Below are 22,786 nucleotides of genomic sequence, written 5' to 3' on the forward strand. Positions count from 1 at the left end.
GGCTTCAGCCGGCCTCTTTTCAGAAGTCAGGCTGAAGCCTGACCTACAGCAACCCCCGGTCCCCCGCTGCGCGGAGGAAGGGACGCGTTGTTCGGCCTCATCTCAAGCGTTCAGCGCTCAAACAGCGCCAGCCCCACAGGACTACTTGCCGATCGGCGACACCATCTCGAGCAGGCGGCTGAGCAGCGACGGCTTCAGGCCTTCGACGTCGAGCGATTCGCGCTGGCGCGGAATGTCGTTGAGATGCAGCTTGAACTCGTCTTCGATGTCCGAGGACACGAACGCATACATGGGCGCAGAACGCGCGGCGGCGCGCGGAGCCGGCTGCGGGGCGTGGGCCTGTGCAGCACTCTGACGAACCTGCGAACCGGCGGCGCTCATCGAATTCTCCCTGCTCATTGAATGACGATCGGCGGCCAGCGTAGAGGATTGTGGCGACGCGCCGCGTGAGCTGAGTCACGTTCGCAGGCCGTGCAGCGAAGCGCAGACACTGGTCACGTCGTCGCAGACTGTGGCATGGTCTTTCGGCGCGCAACAATCGCGCACAACCGACAAATTATGTTCAGCCCGCGTCGCCAGAAGCAGACTTCGATCGATCGTTCGCCGGCAATTCGTGCCGGGTGCGCCCTGCTGCTCGCCGTCACGCTGATCACCGGCTGCTCGAAACAGCCACCGGCATCGAGCGAGGACGACTGGTCGCTCGATCCGGCCAATACGCTGCGCGCAGCGATCAAGGCGGGCGGCATCGACACCACCTACACCGCGCAGTTCGACGGCACGCAGATAAAACGCATCGACGAAGTGCGCAGACTCGATGCGGACAGAGCGGCGAAGGGCTCTTACGAATTCAATGGCGCGCGCCTGATCCGCTATCGCGGCGACGCATTGCGCGACGCGGCGGACATCGAACTGCAGTTCGACATGCACGGCGTGCTGCTCGAATCGAAAGGCGCGAGCGACGAAGAAGTGGCGGCGATCCGCGATCGTGCGTCGCTGCTGCGCAGCCTGGCGCTCACGCGCCGCACGACGCAATCACACGGCGGCTGACGCTTCCAGCGGCAGCGAGATCTTCACGCTCAGGCCGCCGCCCGGACGATTGCGCGCGCGCACCCGGCCGCCGTAGAGATTGATGATGCGCGAAGAGATGGCGAGTCCGAGGCCCGTGCCGCCGGAATCGCGATCGCGCGATTCGGCCACGCGAAAGAACGGCTCGAAGACGCGCTCGAGATCGGACTCGGGAATGCCGGGGCCGTGGTCGTCGATGTCGATGTGGATGTCGCCGCCGGCGCCGGCCATGGAAACCTCCACCGCCGTGCCGCGATCCGTGAAGCGCACGGCATTGCGCAACACGTTTTCGATGGCGCTGCGCAGCAGGTCGTGATCGGCGCCGATGGACACCGGCGGACCGGGCTGCCACTCGACCTGCTTGTCCACCGCGCTCGCTTCCAGCCGCGCATCTTCCACGACCTCGCTGATCAGTCCGGTGAGATCCAGCGGCGGCCGCGGCAGGCTGTGTTCGACGACGCGCAACTGGGAAAGCTGCAACATTTGTCCAATGATCGTGTCGAGCCGTTCGGCTTCGAGTTCGATGCGGTCGAGCTGGCGCGGCAGATCGGCGCCTTCGCGACGCGCGAGGCCGAGCGCGACGCGCATCCGCGCCAGCGGCGAACGCAGTTCATGCGACATGGCGCGCAGCAGCGCCTCCTTCGAGGCGATCAGGGTGCGCAGATGATCGGCCATGGTGTCGAAGTCGCGCGCGAGCACGCCGAGTTCATCGCGGCGGCGCGAAAAATCCTCGCCGACGTGCGTGTCGAGATTGCCGGCCGCCAGCGAACGGGCGCTGGCCTGCAGGCGCACGACCGGCTTGCTCACATAGCGGGCGAGCAGCCAGCAGACGATGCCGCTGACGACCAGCGCGAAGGCCAGCAGCAGCAGACGCACGTCGGTATCGCGCAGCGCCGAGACGGGCCAGTCGGCGGTGTCGATCATCACCGTGTAGACGGAGCCGTCGCGGTCGGTGAACAGCGGCGTGAGCAGCAGCGGATCGTTGCGGCGGCTCGGCACGACACCGACACCGAAGAAGCCGGCTTCGCGCATGCGTCGTGCATAACCGCTCAGGGCGCGGGGCAGTTCGCGATCGAGGATGTCTTCGCCGTCCTGGCCGACGACGTAGATGCCGCGGCCCGGATAGCGTCGCTGCACGTCAGCGAGCCAACGTTGCATGGCGGGTACGCCGCCAGCGTACAGCGCAGCTTCCGCATCTTCGCCGAGCTTGCGGATGCTGATGCTCTGCACCTGGCTGAGCCGGTACCAGGCGACGCCCGCCGTCGACAGCAGCACGAGCAGCATCGCTGCCCAGAACGACAGGAAGATGCGGAGAAACAGGGTTCTCACGATGCCTGCTCGGCCCGGGCTTCCGCTGCGGAGATAAGGACGTAGCCCGCGCCGCGGATGCTGCGGATTTCCGGCAGGCCGTTTTCGCCGAGACCCAGCTTGCGGCGCAGGTTGCTCACGTGCGTATCGATGCTGCGGTCGTAAGGCGTCAGCCGCCGGCCCAGTACGCGTTCGGTCAGCGATTCGCGCGACTGCACCTGGCCGACCGCGCGCATCAATACTTCGAGCAGCCGCAGTTCCGTGCCGGTCAATCGGATCGACTGGCCCGAGAGCGTCACATCGAACGTCGCCGGATCGAGCCGGATCGGTCCGACACTGACGGGATGGTTCGGCGTATCCGGTTCGCGGCGCGAGAACCGGCGCAGCACCGCGCGCACGCGCGCCACCAGTTCACGCGGATTGAAGGGCTTGGCGAGGTAATCGTCGGCGCCGAGTTCCAGGCCGACGATGCGATCGACGTCGGCGCCGTGCGCCGTGAGCATCACGACCGGAATCGACAGCGAATGCCGCAGTCGGCGCAGCACTTCGAAACCGCTGAGCGAGGGCAGCATGACATCGAGAATCACCAGATCGTACGGCACCGACTGACCCGTCAGACGCGCCAGCGCCTCGGCGCCGTCGCGCACCAGCGAAACCTGGAATCCTTCGGCGGTGAGGTACTCGGTCAGCATCTGGCCGAGTTCGCGGTCGTCATCGACGATCAGCAGGGAGGCAGGAACTGTCATACGGCGCGATCCGGCGGTCAGGCTTGGACGATCGTTGGAATAGTAGACGGGTCGCGCCCGCACAGCCGATCCGCCGCGCAGGCCGCTGCGACCTTCGCACAGCGATTTCGCCCAAGCTGCCAAGAATCGTCAAGTCGACCCGCGCCGAATTCCCTGCTGGATCAGGCCCTCAGGCAACGACGCGGCGAAGCCGGGTCGTCGCCAATTCACCGACTCGCAGTGCACAAAAAGCACACTCGGAATCCGCAGCGACAGGCGACCGGCACCGGAACTGCGCTCTGCGACGCAGCGTTCGAAAAGGGAACGCAATCCATCCGGCGTTCACCGCACAGGAGATACACCATGAGAGCGCTAATTACCGTTGTCAGTGCAACGTTGCTGTCTGCGGCCGCGATCGCCGGCGGCGACAAACATGCGGCGGCGACGTTCGAATCGCTGGACAAGAACGCCGACCAGCAGATCAGCAAGACCGAAGCTGCGGCCGACAAGCATGTCAACGACTGGTTCGCCGCCGCCGACACCAATGGCGACGGCTACCTGAGCAAGTCCGAATTCGCCGCGAAGGAAAAGCCGAAGTCGTAAGCGGCGATGCAACCGCAGCCAGGGCCCCGAAGCGCGCAACCGCTCCGGGGCCTTGTTCTTTAGCTTGCATTGAAGCTGGCGCCTGCGGCCCAATGAAGCCGCAAGCGTTTCGCGGAGTGCGTCGATGCCCCTTCCCTGGCTGCAGATCGTCCAACTGGTGCCGTCCATTCTCGATGTGTCGCGCGAGCTGCTGCGTAAGTCGCGACAGTTGCCTCCGCCACCGGTGAATGCGATCGAAGGCGGCAACCCCGACGCCGCGCGCATCGCCCGGCTCGAAGAGAACGAACAGCGTCAGGCCGAACTGATCAGCCAGATGGCCGAACAGATTGCACAGCTGACGCGCGCCGTCACGACGCTGCACAAGCGCGCCATCTGGCTCACGGCGGGCATGAGCCTGGCGATCGTCGTGGCGGTGATTGCGCTGGTCCGGTAGGAACCTTCTTTTTGTGGGGCCGGCTTCAGCCGGCCTGAAAACAGTCAGGCTGAAGCCTGACCTACAGAAGAATCCGATCCCCTACTGATTCTTGGCATTCTGATACAGCCCCGCGACCTTCGGCACCGTCGCCTGCAGATCGCGGATGCGCGATTCGCTCGACGGGTGCGTGCTGAAGAACTCCGACTGGCTGCCGCCGAGCTTGCCCATCTTCTGCCACAGCGAGATCGACGCGTTCGGGTCATAGCCGGCGCGGGCCATCAGCTCGAGGCCGATGCGATCGGCTTCGGCTTCCTGCTCGCGACTGTGCGGCAGCGTGAACGTGACGGCAGCGACCTGGTCGGCCAGTGCCATCGTCGAGTCGCCGGCCCCCGTGGCGATCGCGATGCCCGCGAGTGCGATCTGCTGGGCATACGCGCGCGACAGGCGTTCGCGCGAATGCTCGCGCAGCGCATGGGCGATTTCATGGCCGATGACGGCGGCGAGTTCGGCGTCGGTGGCATTGAGCTGATCGATCAGGCCGGTGTAGACCATGATCTTGCCGCCGGGCATGCAGTAGGCATTCACGTCGTCGGTGGTCTCGACGTTCACTTCCCACTTCCAGTTGGCGGCGTCGGGACGAAAGACGGTGGTCTGCGGAATCAGTCGCCGCGAGATCGCCTGCACGCGGTCGTACTTCGCCTTGTCGGCGTTCAACGCGCCTTTCTGGCGGGCCTTGTCGAGTTCCTGCTGATAGGCGACCTGCGCGCCCTTCTCCACTTCGGCCTCGGAAACCAGCATCTGCTGTTTGCGCTCGACGCCGATGGCGCCGGGCTGCGTGGTCTGCACGGTCTGGCAGGCGGCGGCCAGCACGGCCACGCCGACGAGGAGGAGTTTCTGAAGTACGCGCATACCGTGGCTCCGACCGTTCTGGCGGAAAAACGCTCCGTTGCGAATGGGGTTCCTGTCCTTCAGGGCGCAGATTCGGATTTGGTTTCGGCCGGATTGCCCGTGACCACGAACCGCGCCAGCCGCTTCGCCTGATTGCCGACGACTTCATCGACGATCGGCGCCCAGTCGGCCAGCGGCCGGTCGGCAAAGCCGCCGACGTTGTAGGTGACGGTGATGCGCGAGCCGCCGCCCGCCGCCTCGACCTGCCAGGTCAGCGCACCGGTGACGCCGAATTCCTGCAGCGGTCCGAGTGCACCGATCATGCGCAGGGTTTTGGCCGGCTGGGCATAGACGACGTGCGCGTGTTCGATGCCGGCGTAGAGGCTGAGCTTTTCGCAGAAGCAGCCGCGTGCGACCGGATCGAGACTGAGATTGCGCGCGTCTCCCGAATACGTGTGCTCCGGATCCCACCACTTGCCGATGTCGGACAGCGCGGCCCACACGGTGGTGGGCGGAACGCCCGCGGCTTCGACGACATGACGCAGATTGAAGCCGTTCGGTGCGGCGCTGACGATTTCTGCGTTCGTGACCGGCAGGATGCCGAGACCCAGTACGACCGACAGTCCCCATCGACACAGACTCAGGCGAAGCATGTGATCCTCCCGCTGCATTCTGATTGCGCCGGCTCGGCGGCCGGGGGCGGAGGATAGCGGAGAGAGGCGACTGGCTGCTGGCAACTGGCCAGAAACGGAAGTCTCGGCTCTGGCCAGCCGCCAGTCGCCAGCAGCCAGCCGCCCCCAACTGCGGTAGCCTTGCCGACCTTCCGGCCGCTGCCGCGTCACATCGAGGGAAAACCCATGGCACTCACTGAAAAGATCATCGACTACTCGGACGCGGGCACCGCCTGCAAGGGCTTTCTCGCCTGGGACGACGCGCGTCCCGGCCCGCTGCCGGCCGTCCTGATCAGTCATGCGTGGGGCGGACGCCAGGCGGTGTTCGATCAGAAAGCACGCGACCTCGCGCGGCTCGGCTACGCCGCGTTCGCACTCGACATGTACGGCGGCGCACGCACCGGCACCACGGTGGAGGAATGCAGCGCGCTGATGACGCCGTTCGTCCAGGATCGCGCCCTGCTCTCGCGCCGGATCAATGCCGCCGTCGCCGCCGCCAGCGCGCAGCCGCAGATCGATGCACGACGCATCGCCGCGATGGGCTTCTGTTTCGGCGGCCTGTGCGTGCTCGACCTGGCGCGCAGCAGCGCGCAGGTGCGCGGTGTGGTCAGCATCCATGGCCTGCTGAAACCGCCGGGCATTCCGGGCGGTGCGATCGGCGCCAAGGTGCTGGTGCTGCACGGGCATGACGATCCGATGGCGCCGGTCGAGGACGTCGTCGCGTTCGAGAAGGAAATGACGGCCGCGAACGTCGACTGGCAGCTTCATGCCTACGGCCGCACAAAACACGCATTCACGGATCCGGGCGCCAACAATGCCGACCTCGGCCTGCTCTACAACCCGGACGCCGAACGGCGTTCGTATGTGGCCCTGCTGAATTTCCTCGAAGAAGTGCTGCGCTGACATGAAGAAATCCTCCCGGACGGCGCGTCCGAAAAAGCTGCCGCCCCTGCCGCCGGTGACGGAGCGGGAGGCCGAAGACGCCATTCGCACGCTGCTGCGCTGGTCGGGCGACGATCCGCGCCGCGAAGGTCTGCGCGATACGCCGGGACGCGTCGTGCGCGCCTATCGCGACTGGTTCTCCGGCTATCTCAGCGATCCCGCCGACTACCTGCGCCGCACGTTCGAGGAGGTCGAGGGCTACGACGAAATGATCGTGCTGCGCGGCATCGAGTTCGAATCGCATTGCGAACACCACATGGCACCGATCATCGGCCGCGCGCACGTGGGTTACCTGCCGACCAACAAAGTCGTCGGCATCAGCAAGCTCGCGCGCGTGGTCGATGGTTACGGCCGCCGCTTCCAGGTGCAGGAAAAAATGACGGCGCAGATCGCGCGCTGCATCGACGAAGTGCTGAAGCCCCGCGGCGTCGGCGTCGTGATCGACGCCTCGCATCAATGCATGACGACGCGCGGCGTGCACAAACGCGGCGTGTCGATGGTCACGAGCAAGATGCTCGGCGCCTTCCGCGACGACGCGCGGACGCGCGCGGAGTTTCTGCGCTTCATCGAGATCGACGGCTCGGGCTGACCCCCTGTGGGGCCGGCTTCAGCCGGCCGTGACAAAGAGTCAGGCTGAAGCCTGACCTACAAGAAGAGCCGGCGGAAGCCGGCCCCGGGACTTAACACTTGCCCTCATTCGCAAGCTCCCCCATCAGGGACTTGCCTAGTGCCCGCCGCACTACCAGCCGCTGCGTCGATCCGATGTGACGCAGTTCCCACGGACGCGCGCGCTTCCGCCCTAGCATCGACCCAACCCTGATGGAGAGATGAAGCGTGTCGGCAACCCGCCTGCACGCCGGCGGAGTCTGACGGAAGTGAACGCACACGCACGGCCAATCCCACCAGCACGCGCCGCGGGCCGCGCCGAGCACGTTGCGATCGAAGCCACGCAGGACTATCTGGAGACGATGTCGGTCCGTCAGCCGCACCGTCCGACGGTGGCGACCTACACCCTGCGCAGCGCGTTGCGCGGCTGCTCGACCGAGCTGCGCATCCTGCAGGATCACTTCCTCGCCGTTCAGTACGAACGTCCGCGCCAGCCGCCGAAGAAATTCACGTTCGATCTGCGCTTCGCCAATCCGCGACCGATGCGCGTGCGCAAGGTGGCCTGGATCTGCCTCGGCCTGGCCATCGCTTGTTGTCTCGCGACGGCCGCGGCATTCGCCTGGGCGGGCCTCACCGCCGCGACGCTCTGGACCCATCCGGGCTTCATCGGCGGCATCGCCGGCACGCTCGCTGCACTGACCCTGCTGTACCTGTTCCTGCGCCGGACCACCGAGTCGCTGCGCTTCACCAGCGTCCACGGCAACGCCGTGCTGATCGACCTGGTCGGCGGCATCGGCGCGGCAAAGAGCGGCAAGAGCTTCGTCGTCGATCTCATCAAGAACATCACCGCCGCCAAACTCGCCCGCCCGCAGCCGCCGGCGCAATTCCTGCGCGATGAGATGCGCGAGCATCATCGCCTGCGCGAACTGAATGTCCTCAGCCAGGAAGAGTACGAAACCAGCAAGGCAAGGATTCTGGCGTCGTATAGCTGAGAGGAAATTGGAGTAACCGTGACCGAAAGGGAATCCCACGGGGCATGGAACGCATAAAAAGGAATAGCCGCAAGAAGCGCAAAAGGCGCAAAAGTCAGAATCCGATTTGCGCCTTTTGCGCTTTTTGCGGCCATTTTCTTTCGGCTCTTTTTTTCGCGTTCTTTGCCCCGTGGGATTCCCTTTCGGTCACGGTTACTCCGCCTCCGGCCTCCGAAACAGCCGCGCGATATCGATGACGCCCCGTATCGGCAGATGATCCGACGCACGCCGCGACAGCGCGCTGCGATGAGCGCTCACGGACAGCAATGCCGCGCTCGGGCGGACCCAGATACGCGACAGCGAAAGGAACGGCGCGAACGAGGGGAATTCGGCAGGTGTCGGCGGTTCGCCGAAGGTCCGGCGTGCTTCGCGCAGCATCGTGGAGGAGCGATACCACTCGTTGATGTCGCCGAGCAGCAGCGTCGGCAGTTCCGGCGAAGCCTCGGTCAGATGCGACATCAGCGCGCGCCATTGCACGAGGCGTTCGTTGCGGCTCAGGCCGAAGTGGGTCGCGATCACGCGCACCGGCCAGCCAGCCACTTCCACCTGCACGTCGAGCGCACCGCGCGGTTCGAACCAGGAATGACTGAGGTCGTGGCGGCGGACGCTCAGCACGGGCAGCCGCGTCACGATCGCGTTTCCGTACTCGCCCGTATGGCGCACGATGCGCAGGCCCGGCACGGCCTGCATGTTCAGCTCGCGGGCGAAGCGCTCCAGCTGCATCGACTCTTCGTGATCGCCCGGCTGGTTGTCGACTTCCTGCAGCGCGTAGAGATCGCAGTCCAGTTCCTTCAGGACACTCACGATGCGACCGGCGCTGCAGCGTCGGTCGAGACCCACGCCGCTGTGAATGTTGTAGGAAGCGACTGCGAGCGTTGCGGCAGCCTGCCGAGGCGTCGCGGCCATCTCAGGCGGCGCTGGCCCGACCGACACCATGATTCGACGACGGACGTTCGCCGCTCGGCTCCGATCGCATCGCCGCGGCCGATGCGAGCAGCCAGCGACGCACCCACCACGTGGCGACGATCATGACGATCACGACGGCGGCCAGCAGCCAGTAGTTGATGCTGTCGGAATCGTCGATCGCTCCCTGCAGCTGATCGCCGAACACCGTCGCCAGAAGCGTCCCGGGCAGGATGCCGATGCCGGAGCCGACCATGAAATGCCACAGCTTGATCCCGACCGCGCCGGCAACGATGCCTTCGACACTGAACGGTGCGAGCGGCACGAGACGCAGCGCGGTGATGGCGATCAATCCGCGACGACGCAACACCTGAATGATGTCGTTGAGCTTGCGCCCCGCCACGCGGCGCACCGTGTCGCGATCCAGTTGCTGACCGGCGGCGTACGTCACCCAGGCGGAGAACTCCAGCCCGATCATCGCGTACGCAAATCCCATCCACGGCCCGAACGCGACCACGGCGAACAGCGTGATGGGCGAACGCGGAAACATGATCAGGCACGCGGGCGTGTACGCCAGCATCGTGACGATCGGCGCCCACCAGTGACCGCCGAATTCCCGTGCCCAGCCGACGATGCGGCGCGCATCCAGCAGTTCGGAAGCCGGCGTCAGTTGCCAGATGGCGGTGAGGCCGGCCAGCACGGCCGCGACGATCGCGATCTTGCCCCACGCCGGGCCTGCGGCGGGCGCTGCGGTTTCGAGCGAATCGTCGGCGCTGAAGAGGCTGCCGAGTTCGGCGAGGCTCACCGGCCGTTCGGGATCGGCCACGCTCAGTACATTGAGCAGTCCTTCGGGCGTCTGCGCTCCGCCTTCGAGAGCGCGCAGCGTGCGCTGCTCCTGGTGCAGTTCGTCGAGCGCGGCATGCAGCGAATGCGTGCGATCGATGACGGCCTGTACGGCTTCGGGCGCGTGCCCCAGATGTTCGCCGAGCAGCACGGCCCGCAGCCGGCGGATCGCAGTGCGGACGTCGTCGCGACCGTCGGCGGCCATCGTCAGATCGCATTCGGTGTCGAGTCCCATCGACCGGTTGGCGATGTTGGCGGAGCCGATCCGCGCGATTTCGTCGTCCACGATGATGAGCTTCGAGTGGATGTCGATGCACGTGCCCTCGTCGAGCCCGTCGATGTACGGGTACACGACGCGCAGGCGACCGTGGGTGTCGGCGGCCTGCAATCGCTCGATCAGGCGCGTGCGCAGGGCTTCCATGGTCATTTCTTCGAGCCAGCCGTGACTGAGCTTGCGCAGCACCACGACGATCTCGGGTCCGTCAGCCTCCTGCAGTCGCGCTTCCAGCGCGTCGCCGATCTTTTCGGCCGTGAAATACTGGTTCTCGAGATAGATGCTGTGGCGCGCCGCGGCGATCATGTCGATGTACAGCGCCTCGACTTCGCGCTTGCCGCTGTGGCCGTGAACCGGCGGCGAAGTGAGGGAGATGGCGACCGGAACGTCGCGCACGCTGGCCTGCAGATCGTCGGGCCATCGCAAGGCCGCCGCCATCGGCGAGCGCCGACGCCGTGTCCAGGCCATCCGGCGCGCAGCAGCCGGTGGTCGCAGCGTGTCGCCGGTGGCGATACGCCAGCGCTCGCGCACCAGATCGCCCAGCGCGCGCGCCGCGTCGCCCTCGACTGCCATCATCAGATCGTGGAACGGCGGATACGGCGTTCCGTTCGTCACCCGATGCTCATCGTGTGCGGCATGGGCACACGTGTCCCAGCGCCGGCAGGTCAGATCGATGCCGCCGTTGAACGCTACTGCATCATCGACGACGACGATTTTCTGGTGATGCGAGCCACCGGTCGGATGCGTGTTGTCGTAACGGAAATGCACGCGCCGGTGCGGCCGCCAGCCGAGCCCGTAGATCGGCGCCCACTCGCGGTCCATGCCGAAGATCATCGGGTAATCCCAGATCAGGATGTGGATCTGCAGGTCGCGGCGCTCGCGGGCGAGCTGGTTGAGGAAGTCGCCGAGTTCGAGGTCGCAATCGCCGCCGCCGGCGGCACTGCACAGCAACCGTGTGCGACTGTGGAAATCCCAGCCCGTGATGAGGATGGAACGCTGCGCCTTGCGGGCCGCAGCCACGAAGGCCTTGAAGTAGTCGTCGGCATCGACGATGAACGCCGCCTGCGATGCGTTTTCGACGCGCCAGCAATTGCGCCCCGGCTCGAACAAGGAAGGCACGCCCCTGCGAGGCTCCGGATTGCTGGTTCCCGCTGACATTGTCGGGAAAACGCTTCGTCCGGTCGCCGGGTTCCGGCGTCGGTCAGAGAAGAGTTTCACACGGAGTTCACGGAGGCCACGGAGGTCGGAGAAGAAGTTAAGAGTTTCCACGGGGGAAGAAGGGGGACACGGGGAGCACGGGGAAAGAAAATTTCTGTTCCGAGACCCCGTGTTCCCCGTGTCCCCCTTCTTCCCCGTGGAAATTCTTCTCTCTTGATCTCCGGCTCCGTGTGCTCCGTGATCTCCGTGTGAAACTCCTCTCTTCAGTACCCCCGACCCACGTCGACGACGGACAGCATGCGTTCGCCGGCGATGTACCGCCGCAGGTTTTCGCGGGTGACGATGACCTGGGCGTCGAAACCGAGGTCGGAATCGTTGGCGACGTGCGGGGTGATGATGACGTTCGGCGCCTGCCACAGCGGATGATCGGACGGCAGCGGTTCGGGATCGGTGACGTCGAGGCCCGCGCCGGCGATCTGCCTGCGCTGCAAAGCAGCGACCAGCGCGTCGGTATCGACGCTGCCGCCGCGCGCGACATTGATGAAGTACGCCTCCGGCTTCATCGCAGCGAAGAAGGCGGCGTTGAAAATGCCGCGCGTCTGCAGCGTCAGCGGCGCAGTGTTGACGACGAAGTCGGCCTGGCCCGCCAGTTTCGGCAGTTCCTCCGGCAGGCCCACGTAACTCACGAAGTCGGGGCCGGTGCGACCGCTGGCGCGGGTGGCGATCACGTTCATTTCCAGCGCGTGCGCGCGCTTCGCCACTTCGCTGCCGATGCCGCCGAGGCCGACGACCAGCAGGGTCTTGCCCTTCACGACGGCCATGCGTCCGGGCGGCGTGACGCGCTTCCATTCGCGCTTCGCCTGCTGCGGGAGGTAGAGATCGAGCCCGCGCGTGAACGCGAGCGTCATGGCCATCACATGCTCGGCGATGATCGGGCCGCCGATGCGCTGCATGTTGGTGACGAGGATGTCGCGCTCCTTCACGCCCGGCACGGAGACGCAGTTCTCGACGCCGGCGGTGACGAAGTGGATCCATTGCACCGCCTTCGCGGCGGCGATCAGTTCGGCGTTGCAGATGCCGAAGAGTGCGTCCGCGTCTTTCGCCTGTCTGGCGGCTTCGCCCGGTTTCGCGGCAACGAACTGGATGTCGGGATACGCCGCGCGCAGCTCGTCGATCATCCCCGTGACGAAGCCGCCCACCAGGATCTTTTTCGGCTTGCGCCAGCCGGGACGTTCCTTCACCGGCTCGGTGCCCTGTTCGAGCTGGTAGCGCTGGATGATGTCGTCGGCGCTGTCAGCACCCAAGGTGGGCAACGGCACAGCAAGGATCAGCAGGATGACGAGGCGGCTGACGGACATGTGAGCACTCCCGGTTGCGGGGCCGGAGAAGCCGGCCTCTGACTCTTCCTGTAGGTCAGGCTTTAGCCTGACTTCTTCCGAAGGCCGGCTGAAGCCGGCCCCACAGGAAGAAAAAAAGCCTACACCAGCACCCGCTCGATCCCGCCGCTGTTCGCCGCCTTCACATACGCCGGCATCCACTCCTCGCCGAGGATGTGGCGCGCGATCTCGACGACGATGTAATCCGCCTCGGTCGAGGCATCGTCGTTGTAGCGCTTCAGGCCCTGCAGGCAGGACGGGCACGAGGTCAGGATCTTCACATCGCCCTTGAATCCGTCGGCGCGCAGCTTCTCCGCGCCGGCACGCATTTCCTGTTCCTTGCGGAAGCGCACCTGCGTCGCCACGTCCGGACGCGACACCGCGAACGAGCCCGACTCGCCGCAGCAGCGATCGTTCTTCTCGATCTTGCCGTTGACCTTGTCGTTGATGAGCGTGTTCACCACTTTGAGCGGATCGTGCTGCTTGATCGGCGTGTGGCACGGGTCGTGGTACATGTAGCGCACGCCCGTCACGCCTTCGAGCTTCACGCCGCGTTCCATCAAGTACTCGTGGATGTCGACGATACGGCAGCCCGGGAAGATCTCCTCGAATTTGTAGCCCTGCAACTGGTCGTAGCAGGTGCCGCAGCTCACCACCACCGTCTTGATGTCGAGGTAGTTGAGCGTGTTGGCGACGCGATGGAACAGCACGCGGTTGTCCGTGATCATTTTCTCGGCTTTCTCGAAATCGCCCGAGCCACGCTGCGGATAACCGCAGCACAGGTAGCCCGGCGGCAGCACCGTCTGCACACCGACGTGCCAGAGCATCGCCTGCGTTGCGAGGCCGACCTGCGAGAACAGGCGCTCCGAGCCGCAGCCGGGGAAATAGAACACCGCTTCGGACTCGCTGCTGGTGCGCGCCGGATCGCGAATGATCGGCACGTAGTTGCGATCCTCGATGTCGAGCAGCGCGCGCGCCGTCTTCTTCGGCAACCCGCCCGGCATCTTCTTGTTGATGAAGTGCAGCACCTGCTCCTTCACCGGCGGCTTGCCCGTGGTCGCCGGCGGGCGCTTCGTCTGCCCCGCGGCGAACGCGCCGAGCGTGCGATTGGCGAAGCGCTGCGCCTTGAAGCCCCAGTCGATCATCGCCTTGCGCGTGAGCTTGATGGTTTCCGGATTGGTCGCGTTCAGGAACATCATCGTCGCCGCGGTACCCGGATTGAACCGCTTCTTGCCCATGCGACGCAGCAGATCGCGCATGGCCATCGAAACATCGCCGAAATCGATGTTCACCGGGCACGGCGTCACGCACTTGTGGCAGACGGTGCAGTGATCGGCGACGTCCGAGAACTCGTCGAAGTGTCGGATCGAAATGCCGCGCCGCGTCTGTTCCTCGTACAGGAAGGCCTCGATCAGCAGCGAGGTGGCGAGGATCTTGTTGCGCGGCGAATAAAGCAGGTTGGCACGCGGCACGTGCGTGGCGCATACCGGCTTGCACTTGCCGCAGCGCAGACAGTCCTTGATCGCATCCGAGATCGAATTGATGTCCGAGTGCTGCATGATCAGCGACTCGTGGCCCATCAGGTTGAAGCTCGGCGTATAGGCATTGCGCAGATCGCCGCCGGGCATGAGCTTGCCCTTGTTGAAGCGGCCGTCCGGATCGACGCGATCCTTGTAGCGCCGGAATTCCTCGGTTTCCGCATCGGTGAGGAATTCGAGCTTGGTGATGCCGATGCCATGCTCGCCCGAGATCACGCCGTTGAGATTGCGCGCGATGCCCATGATGCGTTCGACGGCGCGATTCGCCGTCTGCAGCATTTCGTAGTCGTCGGAGTTCACCGGAATGTTGGTGTGCACGTTGCCGTCGCCGGCGTGCATATGCAGCGCCACCCATACGCGGCCGCGCAGCACGCGCTTGTGGATGTCCTCGGCCGACTGCAGCACCGGCGCAAATGCGCCGCCGACGAACAGGCGGCGCAGGTGCGAGCGCACTTCGCTCTTCCACGACGTACGGATCGAGCGATCCTGCACCAGATCGAATACGCGCAGGTCCGGCTCGTCTTCAAGGCGCTTCTCGAAATCACCACGCAGCGGTGCGAAACCGAGTTCGCTCAGGCCCCCCAGCGCGTCGCGCAGCGGCGTGTCGAGGTTGTCGTACATCCACTGCCAGCGAGCGCGCGCCGTCGCCAGTACCTGCTGCGCCTGTTCCTGCCGGTCGCCGATCAATTCCTGGCGCGAGGCGCGCTCCATGTCGGGATCGTCGACCTTGCCGAGTTCCAGTTCGCCGGCGAAGTATTTGTCGAGTTCGTCGATCGTCTGCAGCTTGTTCTTGAACGACAGCTCGATGTTGATGCGCTCGATGGCGTCGGTGTAGTCGCCCATGCGATCGAGCGGAATCACCACGTCTTCGTTGATCTTGAAGGCGTTGGTGTGGCGCGCGATGGCCGCCGTGCGCGAACGGTCGAGCCAGAACTTCTTGCGCGCATCCGCGGCGACGGCGACGAATCCTTCGCCGGCGCGGCCATTGGCGAGCCGCACGACTTCGGAGGTCGCACGCGCCACGGCATTTTCGTCGTCGCCGACGATATCGCCGATCAGCACCATCTTCGGCAGCGTGCCGCGCTTGGATTTGGTCGCATAGCCGACGGCGCGCAGGTAGCGCTCGTCGAGATGTTCGAGGCCGGCGAGCTGCACGCCGGTCGTGCGTGCCTCGCGGTCGAGGAAATCCTTGATCTCGACGATGGACGGAATCGCAAACCGCGCGTGACCGAAGAACTCCATGCACACCGTGCGGATGTGCTTCGGCATGCGATGCAGCACCCAGCGCGCGGAGGTGATGAGACCGTCGCAGCCTTCTTTCTGCACGCCGGGCAGACCGCCGAGGAATTTGTCGGTGACGTCCTTGCCGAGTCCGACCTTGCGGAAGCTGCGGCCTTCGATGTCGATGCGCGCCGTATTGATGACGCGCGCGCGGTCCGGCGTCTCGCGACCGTCTTTCCAGACCAGATCGAACGAGGCGACCTCGACTTCGTGGATCTTGCCGCGGTTGTGGGCGAGGCGCGTGACTTCGAGCCAGTTGCCTTCCGGATCGACCATGCGCCACCAGGCGAGGTTGTCGACCGCGGTGCCCCACAGCACGGCCTTCTTGCCGCCGGCATTCATGGCGACATTGCCGCCGACGCACGAGGCATCGGCGGAGGTCGGATCGACGGCAAAGACGAAGCCGGCTTTCTCGGCGGCATCGGAGACGCGACGCGTGACGACACCCGCTTCGGTGAAGATCGTCGCGACCTTGTCGGCGACGCCCGGCAGGTCGGTCATTTCGACAGCATCGATGCGCTCGAGTTTTTCCGTATTGATGACAGCCGACATCGACGTGAGTGGAATGGCCCCGCCCGTATAGCCCGTGCCGCCGCCACGCGGAATCACGGTGAGTCCGAGTTCGATGCAGTCGCGCACCAGCGCGGGAATTTCGGTTTCCGCATCCGGCGACAGCACGACGAAGGGAAATTCGATACGCCAGTCGGTGGCGTCGGTGACGTGCGAAACGCGCGCGAAGGCATCGAAACGGATGCAGTCCTCGCGCGTGTGCCGCTCGAACAGGCGCCGCGCGCGCTTGCGCAGCGTGGTGACGCGATCGAACTCCGTAGCGAACGCTTCGACGGCGGCACGCGCGGCCGTCAGCAACTGCCCGACCTTGGTGTCACGCTCGGCATCGGCCGGTTCGCGGCGGCGTTCGACTTCGTTCAATCGATGATGCAGCGCCTCGACCAGCAGCCGGCGGCGTTTCGGATTGTCGATCAGGTCGTCCTGCAGATAGGGATTGCGCTGTACGACCCAGATGTCGCCGAGCACTTCGTACAGCATCCGTGCCGAACGGCCGGTGCGACGTTCGCTGCGCAGTTCTTCCAGCACGTCCCAGGTCGACGCGCCCAGCAGGCGGATGACGATTTCGCGATCCGAGAACGAGGTGTAGTTGTACGGAATCTCGCGCAGGCGCGCCGGCACTGCGGGGACGGGAACGCGTTCCGCCTCGATGGGATCGAGCGGCAGGGACAGGTTCAGCAAGGGAAATCTCGCAACTTGGGACAACCGACGCGCGAATTGTATATCAGAGGGCTGCTGGCGACTGGCTGCTGGCGACTGGCCAGAAGAAGAAATCGACAGCGAATTCTGGCCAACCGCCAGTCGCCAGCAGCCAGTCGCCGCTTCGCCTATATTGTCCTAACAAAATTGCATAAGGACCGCCCGTGAACATCGAGCTGACAGCCCTCGAAGCCCGTGTCATCGGATGCCTGATCGAGAAGGCGCTCACGACCCCCGATCAATACCCGCTGTCGCTCAACGCCCTCACCAACGCCTGCAACCAGAAAAGCAACCGCGACCCGATCATGGACCTGGACGAGCGCACGGTGCAGCAGACGCTGGATTCGCTGTCGCGCAAGCACCTGGTCCTGGACAAATCCGGCTTCGGCAGCCGCGTGCCGAAATACCAGCACCGTTTCTGCAACACCGGCTTCGGCTCGTTGACGTTCAGCCCGCTCGAAACCGCCATTCTGTGCGAACTGCTGGTGCGCGGTCCGCAGACGCCTGGCGAACTCAAGACCCGTGCAGCACGCATGGCGGACGTGAACGAGGTCAGCGAAGTCGAAACGGCGCTGCTGAATCTGGCGACGCGCGAGGACGGCCCCTTCGTTGCGCAACTGCCGCGCGAGCCGGGCCGCCGCGACTCGCGCTACGCGCACCTGTTCAGCGGCGATGTCGACGTGTCCGAACTTCCGGTCGCTTCGGTATCGACGCCCGCGCGCCAGCCGCCGCAGGCCGAACGCATCGAGAAACTCGAAGAACTGGTCGCGGAACTGCGCCGCGAACTGGACGAGCTGAAGTCGAAGCTCGAGTGAGGACAACGAAAGCTCTTCCTGTGGGGCCGGCTTCAGCCGGCCTTTGCACCTGAAGAAGGCCGGCTGAAGCCGGCCCCACAGGAGGAGAGTTTCCCTCTCTCACTTCCCATACCGCCACAACACGCCGAACGACGGCACGAGCGGCAGCCACGAATCGACGTTTGATTCCAGCACCGGATTGCCATCCGTGCCGGTCGCCAGCTGGTACTCGGTGCAGCAGGGATTGCGGTGCGAATAGAGATTGGTGGCTTCGAGGAATACGTCGAGTTCGCCGCGCGGCAGGGCGAACGTGCGAGTGACACGCACATCGAGCGAATTGAAATCGGCATAGCGCACGGCATTGCGGGGACCGACGACCGGTGTGGCGTCCGGCCCGAGCGTCAGTTCGGTGGTCGGCCAGCCGGTGTGGTACGTGTCGGCCAGCGTCACGGCCCACGGACCGTAGGTCCAGGCGATGCCGGCGCTGACCGCGTGTCGCTGATCCCAGCTGCGATACACGTCCGCGCCGTCGATGCGGTCCTGCACCTGCGACCAGGTGTAGCTGAACCAGCCGCTCCAGTGGCCGCTCGGCTGCCAGTTCAGCCACAGTTCCACGCCGTCGGCGCGCGCGCTCGACGGCGCGATGCGCACGCGGTCGAACGCCAGCTCCGGCAGCAGCACCAGCGGATCGAACAGGTTCTCGAAGCGCGGATTCACGCGCCGGTAGTCCTTGCGGTACAGCTCCAGTCGCGCATCGAGCGTGCAGCTGAAGGAATGTTCGATGCTGAGGATCGTGTGATTCGCGTGCTGCGCCGGGTAGAAACGGTCGATGCCGTCTTCGACCTGCAGCTCGTTGATGCCCTGCGACTGGTAGAAGCGTCCCCAGCTCGCGCGCAGCCGCGTGTCCGCGCCCGCCTTGTAGAGCAGGCTGAGGCGCGGACTCCACTGCGCCGAATCGCCGGAACCGTCGTAGATCTGCGTGTCGACGCGCAGTCCGGCCTGCAATGCCCACAGCGCGTTCGGTTGCCAGCGCGTGTCCCAGTAGCCTGACGCCTCGTAGCCGTCGGGATGCAGTTCGACCCGTCGCAGCGTGTCGATCGGCGGCGAACCGGCGAACGGATAACCGGCGTCGAACGACACGTCGGCGTCGTATTCGTACTCGGCCTGGAGCCGGCGTACTTCCGCGCCGAACCGATGCATCAGGTCCGCCGTGCGCCACTCGTTCTCGATCCGCAGACCCGCGACATCGAACGACCGGTCGTCGCGCACGCTGCCGATGCGCCGGCCCGGATCGTTCACTTCGCCGCGGCGTTCGTCGGCCACGTGAGTCCACGACAGGATCGCGCGGCTGGACAACGATTCCGACCACGCATGATCCAGCGTCGCCCACAGATAACCGTTGCTCGATTCGTCCTGCGCGCGCTCGGTGCCCTCGGAGCGCACGGCCGTGATCCGGTCATGCGACAGCAATGCGTTCAGCGCGCCGCTCGTCGTATCGCTGAAGCGCCAGTCGAGTCGCGCGAAGCCGTCCGAATAATCCGGCTTGCCGAAGTCGTTCTCGGCGAGCTGCGACAGTTCGCCGAGATTGCTGCGCCGTGCGGAAACCAGCAGCCGGCCGCGATCTTCGGCCAGCGACGCTGCCGCCAGCGCGCTGGCATGAAACAGCGTCAGGCCGAGTTCGTAGTAGCGCGCCGGCGCCGGGCGCACGGACCGCGCATCGACGATCGCGCTCATGCGATCGCCATAGGGCGCAGGAAAACCGCCGAAATACACGTCGATGCCGTCGATCAGGCGCGAATCGAGCAGGCTGACGGGACTCAGATAGTTCTTGAGATGGAACGGTTCGTAGAGCCGCAGGCCGTCGAACAGGATCGCCGTCTCGTTGGGAACGCCGCCGCGGATCGGCCCGATGCTGGAGAACCCGTTGACCGCGGCGCCCGGCAAGCGCTGCACGGCCTGCAGGGTTTCGTCGCCGAGTCGCGGCAGGTTCGTCACCTGCACCTGGTCGAGGAAGGCGTGCGAGCCTGCGATCTCGGTCGCCAGTGCGTAGCGGCTGGTCTGGACGACGACTTCTTCGAGCGGATCGCGCGCGACGGTGCGGGCGACTGTGCCGTTATCCGCAGCGGCGGGCGGCGGCATGCGCACGACGGCAAACGTCTGCGGCGCAACTTCGGTAAGCGCGAGTCCGTGCGGTTTCAGGATCTCGCGCGCCAGCGCCACGCCCGAATCCGCGCCCGGCTCCGCGGCGATGCGCAGGTCGTCGGGCACGATCTCGTTGTTGTAGATGAAGGTCAGCCCCTGCCCGCGCAGCTGTTCGAGTACGTCGGCGACGCTCCTGCCGATGAATCCGGCCGCGATGGCCTGGACGCCAAGGAACAGCAGCAGCCATGCGCTGCCCGACACACAGGTCGGGCGCCATCTGCGGCTGCATGAGGAGCGATCGAACAAACTGGCTGCCCGGACTGACTGCAAAGGTTGCACATGGAGGGTTGCGACTCACGGCATGGTAATCAAAGCGCGTTCCTCAGGCATCGGCGCATCCGCCGTGGCACGCAGGCTGCCGCGGAATCCCAGCCAGTAGACGCCGGCACACACGCTCCACGCGATCATCGCGCTCCACAGATCGTGGGACAGGAAATGCGCGCCGCGCGACTGCTGCGCGAAGCCGAAGATCAATCCGGTCGCCATGCTCGCCGCGAAGCCTGCGCGCGCCTTGCGGCGATCGACGTCGCGAAAGACGAAGTACAGGGCCATCAGCGCATAACCGGAACCGGCATGCGCGGCCGGGAAGCAGTGCGCGGCGCGCAGCGCATCCGGTCGATCGGAAAACAACGGCACGTACGGAAACCGGCCGCCGAAGGACAGCAGATCCCACGGACAGTCGACGTTGGTGAAGTGCTTGAGCACGCCGACGATGCCGACGCTCAGCAGCACGGCGATCAGGAAATAGGCGGCAGTCCGGCGCCAGTGCCGCACCGGTTCGGCGATGAAGGTGGCGATCCACATCGACAGCACCGCCACCACGACCGAGCGAACCAGCCACCCGCCGCCCGTGTGCAGCACTGCGTTGGTCCACGCGCTGTGCGCGCCGAGCCAGCGTCCGGTGTCGGCATCGAAGAACAGCCACCGGGCGATGCACGCATCGGCGTCCGTCGTCGCGAACACCGCGGCCAGTACGACGAATGCCGCCAGCGGCCCGCGCAGGGCACGCCACCAGCCGTCGATGGGACTCATTCGCAGGTCGATCGCATGAATTGCATGAATGCCTCGCGAGGATCAGAAGGAACGGCGGGTCTGGATCAGGAACTGCACGCTGTCGATGTCATCGCCGCCGTCGAGCGGACAGGCGATGTCGATGTGCAGGACGTTGCCGAGGCCGGAGCGCACGCTGCCCAGGCGCAGGCCGATGCCCACGTCGCGCAGCCAGCCGAGCGACGGCTGCGCATACGGATCGCTGCCCCAGGTGCGTCCGGCATCGAAGAACACGGCGGCGCCGACGTTGAACAGCTTCAGCGGCTGCCAGCGCGTGTAGAAGCGTTCTTCGAGCGTGACGAGCGCGCGGGTCGTGCCGGCCTGGTAGCGCAGCGGATAGCCGCGCAAGCCACTGTCGCCGCCCAGCAGGAGCTGTTCCTCGGGATCGAGCGCGGCAGCGAAGGACGCCGTGGCCGCAGCGAACAGCACGCGGCGCGGCGACTGGCGCAGGTAGTAGCGCCCGCCGAGTTCGAGCAGGGCGTCGTGCAGTTCGCCGTCTTCGACACGTCCGTGAAATGTGCTCTTGTAGACGAGGTACCGGTCTGGCGCCGGCTCGAATCCCGCCTGCGCCGAACCGCTCAGCATCAGCGCATCCCGGGTCGAACCGAGCGCCGTCGAGGCATAGCCGGCTTCCAGTCGCGCGGACCGGCCCAGGTACAGATCCTCGACGCGGCCGATCTGATCGAGATTGCGCGTCTTGCGGTACTGATCTTCGATCAGCTCGATGCCGAACCAGGGATAGTTCAGCGCCCGGCGATCCGGCACGGCCGCGACGCTCGATTCGAGTGGAGCGAAATCGCGCAGCTCGTAGCGAATGCCCGCGAGATAACGGCGCGTCCAGCCGTCGCGCAGCCCGTCCGACCAGCCTCCGCCGATCTCGAACCTGCGTTCGCGCATCGAGAACTGATCGACGATCTCGCCCAGCGAGTATTGCGATCGGGTCGATGTCGCATCGTCCGCGGCGGCGGTGAAGCTCCAGCGCGAATCGAGCGAATAGAACGGCCGCGACAGCGACAGCGATTTCTCGCTGCCGTCGCTCAGATCACCGTACGCCACGCCGAGCCGCCACCAGCTGCCGAACAGATGCGGATCGCGATAGCCGAAGCGCCAGGCCTGGCGATCGACGTCGCTGGATCGCTCCGCCGAAATCTGCTTGCCGAGGCCCAGGAAGTTCGTGTCCTCGAACTCGACGCTGGCGCTGTTGGCGCCGCCCTGCCGGCCGAAGGAGATGCCCGGGCTCATGGTCCAGACGTCGCGGACGCGCACCATGACGTCGACGCTGTTGTCGTCGTTGTAGCGCAGCGGTTCGATGCTGGCGTCGCCGAGATAGCGCTGCTCGCGCAGCAGGCGCGCGGATTCTTCGAGCGTGCGCGGGTCGTAGACGTCGCCGGTGTGGAACAGTAGCTGGTCGGCGATGGTCTTGACGTGCGTCGCGATGTGCAGCGCATTCGCCAGCCGGTAGGGCGCGCTCAGAGGATCTTCTTGCTCGAAGACATCGTCGACCAGGATCTGGATGCGACCGATGCGCGCGCCCTCGTGCAATCGCGCCGCATCCTGCGCGTCATCGTCGGCACGCGCGAGGTCCGCCAGAATGCAGAGACAACAACACACCGCAACCGCGACATGCCGTGGCTTCATGACTCTCACCGCATCGTGATTCGTGAGCGACGCGTCGGCGTCGCGAGTGGTTACGCGTGTTGGACGCAACCGCTGTCGCGGAACAATCGCGCGGCGGGAGAAGGACGGGATGGGGGTTTCTTCTTGTGGGTCAGGCTTTAGCCTGACTTCCGGAAAGAGGCCGGCTGAAGCCGGCCCCACAGCAAGAGAGAGGTCCCCACCCTGACCCT

General features: G+C 65.6%; 19 protein-coding genes. 7 read left to right on the forward strand and 12 right to left on the reverse strand.

Features of this window, described 5'->3' with window-relative positions; genetic code table 11:
* Nucleotides 1-141: 141 nt before the first annotated feature.
* A complete protein-coding gene (locus tag V7D81_RS09805; protein ID WP_324316145.1) occupies nt 142-381 on the reverse strand; it encodes a hypothetical protein in 240 nt (79 codons plus the stop codon).
* A gap of 177 nt (nt 382-558) precedes the next feature.
* On the opposite strand from V7D81_RS09805, the gene V7D81_RS09810 reads away from it, so the two are divergent.
* Nucleotides 559-1,047, forward strand: coding sequence for a hypothetical protein (locus V7D81_RS09810; protein ID WP_324316147.1), 489 nt, complete (start codon nt 559-561; stop codon nt 1,045-1,047).
* Here the strand turns inward: V7D81_RS09810 and V7D81_RS09815 are convergent.
* Both V7D81_RS09815 and V7D81_RS09820 read right to left on the reverse strand, forming a co-directional pair.
* The gene (locus V7D81_RS09815) at nt 1,033-2,394 is read right to left on the reverse strand and encodes an ATP-binding protein (RefSeq protein WP_324316149.1); all 1,362 of its coding nucleotides are present in this window, start codon (nt 2,392-2,394) and stop codon (nt 1,033-1,035) included. The two genes, V7D81_RS09810 and V7D81_RS09815, sit on opposite strands and share 15 nt — an antisense overlap.
* Nucleotides 2,391-3,119 carry a response regulator transcription factor gene (locus V7D81_RS09820; RefSeq protein WP_324316151.1) on the reverse strand — a complete coding sequence of 243 codons (729 nt, stop codon included), beginning with the start codon at nt 3,117-3,119 and terminating at the stop codon, nt 2,391-2,393. The genes V7D81_RS09815 and V7D81_RS09820 overlap by 4 nt, the downstream gene beginning before the upstream one ends.
* A gap of 342 nt (nt 3,120-3,461) precedes the next feature.
* Between V7D81_RS09820 and V7D81_RS09825 the strand changes: the two genes are divergently transcribed.
* Both V7D81_RS09825 and V7D81_RS09830 read left to right on the forward strand, forming a co-directional pair.
* Nucleotides 3,462-3,701 carry a hypothetical protein gene (locus tag V7D81_RS09825; protein ID WP_324316153.1) on the forward strand — a complete coding sequence of 80 codons (240 nt, stop codon included), beginning with the start codon at nt 3,462-3,464 and terminating at the stop codon, nt 3,699-3,701.
* A 124-nt stretch (nt 3,702-3,825) separates the two neighbouring features.
* A complete protein-coding gene (locus V7D81_RS09830; RefSeq protein WP_324316154.1) occupies nt 3,826-4,134 on the forward strand; it encodes a hypothetical protein in 309 nt (102 codons plus the stop codon).
* Between the two features lie 81 nt (nt 4,135-4,215).
* Here V7D81_RS09830 and V7D81_RS09835 read toward each other — a convergent pair whose 3' ends face one another.
* A complete protein-coding gene (locus V7D81_RS09835) occupies nt 4,216-5,025 on the reverse strand; it encodes a M48 family metallopeptidase (protein ID WP_324316156.1) in 810 nt (269 codons plus the stop codon).
* Nucleotides 5,026-5,084: 59 nt separating this feature from the next.
* On the reverse strand, nt 5,085-5,657 hold the full coding sequence (locus tag V7D81_RS09840; RefSeq protein WP_324316158.1) for an SRPBCC family protein: 573 nt from the start codon (nt 5,655-5,657) through the stop codon (nt 5,085-5,087).
* Between the two features lie 204 nt (nt 5,658-5,861).
* Here V7D81_RS09840 and V7D81_RS09845 point away from each other — a divergent pair, with 204 nt between their 5' ends.
* From V7D81_RS09845 to V7D81_RS09855, 3 genes are all read left to right on the forward strand, one after another.
* Nucleotides 5,862-6,578: a dienelactone hydrolase family protein gene (locus tag V7D81_RS09845; protein ID WP_324316160.1), complete on the forward strand. Its 717-nt coding sequence runs from the start codon at nt 5,862-5,864 to the stop codon at nt 6,576-6,578.
* Nucleotide 6,579: 1 nt separating this feature from the next.
* On the forward strand, nt 6,580-7,206 hold the full coding sequence (gene folE / locus V7D81_RS09850) for a GTP cyclohydrolase I FolE (RefSeq protein ID WP_324316162.1): 627 nt from the start codon (nt 6,580-6,582) through the stop codon (nt 7,204-7,206).
* A 286-nt stretch (nt 7,207-7,492) separates the two neighbouring features.
* Nucleotides 7,493-8,215 carry a hypothetical protein gene (locus tag V7D81_RS09855; protein WP_324316164.1) on the forward strand — a complete coding sequence of 241 codons (723 nt, stop codon included), beginning with the start codon at nt 7,493-7,495 and terminating at the stop codon, nt 8,213-8,215.
* Between the two features lie 192 nt (nt 8,216-8,407).
* On the opposite strand, the gene V7D81_RS09860 is transcribed toward V7D81_RS09855, so the two are convergent.
* The 4 genes from V7D81_RS09860 to V7D81_RS09875 all read right to left on the reverse strand — a co-directional run bounded on the left by V7D81_RS09860 (nt 8,408) and on the right by V7D81_RS09875 (nt 16,872).
* A complete protein-coding gene (locus tag V7D81_RS09860) occupies nt 8,408-9,160 on the reverse strand; it encodes an endonuclease/exonuclease/phosphatase family protein (protein ID WP_324316166.1) in 753 nt (250 codons plus the stop codon).
* A gap of 1 nt (nt 9,161) precedes the next feature.
* Entirely contained in the window at nt 9,162-11,393 is a 2,232-nt protein-coding gene (locus tag V7D81_RS09865) for a VTT domain-containing protein (RefSeq protein ID WP_324316168.1), read from the reverse strand.
* Nucleotides 11,394-11,695: 302 nt separating this feature from the next.
* Nucleotides 11,696-12,790 (reverse strand): D-2-hydroxyacid dehydrogenase, encoded by a 1,095-nt coding sequence (locus V7D81_RS09870; protein WP_324316170.1) that lies wholly within the window; start codon nt 12,788-12,790, stop codon nt 11,696-11,698.
* Nucleotides 12,791-12,909: 119 nt separating this feature from the next.
* A complete protein-coding gene (locus tag V7D81_RS09875) occupies nt 12,910-16,872 on the reverse strand; it encodes a DUF3683 domain-containing protein (protein WP_442958343.1) in 3,963 nt (1,320 codons plus the stop codon).
* Nucleotides 16,873-17,057: 185 nt separating this feature from the next.
* On the opposite strand from V7D81_RS09875, the gene V7D81_RS09880 reads away from it, so the two are divergent.
* Entirely contained in the window at nt 17,058-17,708 is a 651-nt protein-coding gene (locus V7D81_RS09880) for a YceH family protein (protein ID WP_324316173.1), read from the forward strand.
* Between the two features lie 99 nt (nt 17,709-17,807).
* On the opposite strand, the gene V7D81_RS09885 is transcribed toward V7D81_RS09880, so the two are convergent.
* The 3 genes from V7D81_RS09885 to V7D81_RS09895 form a co-directional block, all read right to left on the reverse strand.
* Nucleotides 17,808-20,090 carry a TonB-dependent receptor plug domain-containing protein gene (locus V7D81_RS09885; RefSeq protein WP_324316174.1) on the reverse strand — a complete coding sequence of 761 codons (2,283 nt, stop codon included), beginning with the start codon at nt 20,088-20,090 and terminating at the stop codon, nt 17,808-17,810.
* A gap of 93 nt (nt 20,091-20,183) precedes the next feature.
* On the reverse strand, nt 20,184-20,921 hold the full coding sequence (locus tag V7D81_RS09890) for a phosphatase PAP2 family protein (RefSeq protein WP_324316176.1): 738 nt from the start codon (nt 20,919-20,921) through the stop codon (nt 20,184-20,186).
* 42 nt (nt 20,922-20,963) lie between these two features.
* A complete protein-coding gene (locus V7D81_RS09895) occupies nt 20,964-22,577 on the reverse strand; it encodes a hypothetical protein (protein WP_324316178.1) in 1,614 nt (537 codons plus the stop codon).
* Nucleotides 22,578-22,786 lie beyond the last annotated feature (209 nt).

It is taken from the genome of Povalibacter sp., from assembly GCF_036735925.1.
Taxonomy (GTDB): Bacteria; Pseudomonadota; Gammaproteobacteria; order Steroidobacterales; family Steroidobacteraceae; genus Steroidobacter.